Annotated in this window: 1 protein-coding gene; it reads left to right on the top strand. The window is 69.9% G+C overall.

Annotated elements, in window-relative coordinates:
- Positions 1–69: 69 nt before the first annotated feature.
- Positions 70–1,676 (top strand): SDR family oxidoreductase (locus ACFY2B_RS46150; protein WP_390769047.1); only part of this gene is annotated, 1,607 nt, incomplete at its 3' end.

The raw sequence follows: 1,676 nt of genomic DNA on the forward strand, positions 1-1,676 counted from the left end.
GATGGGGGTTACGGGTTGCTTGAGCGGGCCGGGTATGGGTATGGGCCCGCGTTTCAGGGTGTGCGTGCGGTGTGGCGGCGTGGTGAGGAGGTGTTCGCCGAGGTTGTGTTGCCCGAGGAGCAGCGTCAGGACGCCGGCAGGTTCGGTATTCATCCCGCCCTGCTGGACGCAGCCCTGCAAGCCGGGACGCTCGGAGCCGCGGCCACGGCGGTGGAGCAACCCGGGGAACCGGTGATGCCGTTTGCGTGGAACCGAGTGGTGCTGCACGCCGTCGGTGCGTCGGTGCTGCGGGTCCGGTTGGTGCCCGGTGGGCCCAGCACCGTTTCGCTGGAAGCAGGGGATGAGGGCGGCGGCCTGGTGATCACGATGGACTCGCTCGTGTTCCGGGCGGTGTCCGCAGAGCAGCCGGATACGGCGGTCGGCGACTCGTTGTTCCGGGTGGACTGGACCGAGCTGTCGCCGGCTGCGGGGGAATCCGCGCCGTCGTGGACGCCGGTGATGACTGCTGACGAGGTGGTGGCTCCGGCTGACGGCGGTCCCGCGGTGGCGGTGCTGACGGCGGTCGGCGGCGATGACACGGCACTTGCCTTGGTCTCGCGGGCGCTGGGGGTTGTGCAGGCGTGGTTGGCCGAGTGCGGGTCGGGGCAGTCGCGGCTGGTGGTGGTGACCCGGGGCGCGGTTCCCGCTGGCGGCGACGGTACGGTGACCGATCCTTCCGCCGCGGCGGTTTGGGGTCTGGTGCGTACCGCTCAGGCCGAGAATCCGGGCCGGATCATCCTGCTGGACCTCGATCCTGCCGCCGACGGCGGTGCGGAGGCGGTGCTGGGTTCGGTGCTGGGTTCGGTGCTCGCCAGCGGCGAGCCGCAGATCGCGGTGCGCGGATCGTCCTTGTCTGTGCCGAGGCTTGTCCGCATTGCCGATGACATCTCGGACTCGCCCATCGCGTTCGGTGCGGAGGGGACGGTTGTGGTCTCGGGCGCGGGGGCGCTGGGTGGCCTAATGGCCAAGCATCTGGTCGCTCGGCATGGTGTACGGCGCCTGATGCTGGCCAGTCGGCGAGGCCGGGACGCCGACGGTGTGGCGGACCTGGTTGCCGAGCTGACCGAGCAGGGCGCTGAGGTATCGGTTGTCGCGTGTGACGTCTCCGATCGTGCTCAGGTGGCGGCATTGCTGCGTTCCGTACCCGAGGGGCACCGGCTGACTGGCGTGGTGCACACGGCTGGCGTCTTCGACGACGGGGTGATCGAGGCGTTGACCCCGGATCGGTTGGCAGGCGTGTTCGGGCCGAAGGTCGACGCGGTACGGCACCTGGATGAGCTGACCCGTGGTCTGGATCTCGATGCGTTCGTGGTGTTCTCGTCGATCGCGGGAGTGTTCGGGGGTGCGGGCCAGGGCAACTATGCGGCGGCGAACGCGTTTTTGGACGGGTTGATGGCCAGTCGTCGGGCGGCGGGTCTGCCCGGGACGTCGCTGGCGTGGGGCCTGTGGGAGGAAACCCTCGGCATGGCCACGCACCTCAGCAGCGTCGACCGGGCACGTGCGAGCCGTGGTGGTGTGCTGGCGATCTCGGCGGTGGAGGGCATGGAGTTGTTCGATGCCGCTGTGGGGTCCGGGCAGGCGCTGTTGGTGCCGGTGAAGTTGGATCTGCGGGGGTTGCGTGCGGGTGCGGCGGCTGG

The organism is Streptomyces sp. NPDC001270 (assembly GCF_042896695.1).
Taxonomy (GTDB): domain Bacteria; phylum Actinomycetota; class Actinomycetes; order Streptomycetales; family Streptomycetaceae; genus Streptomyces.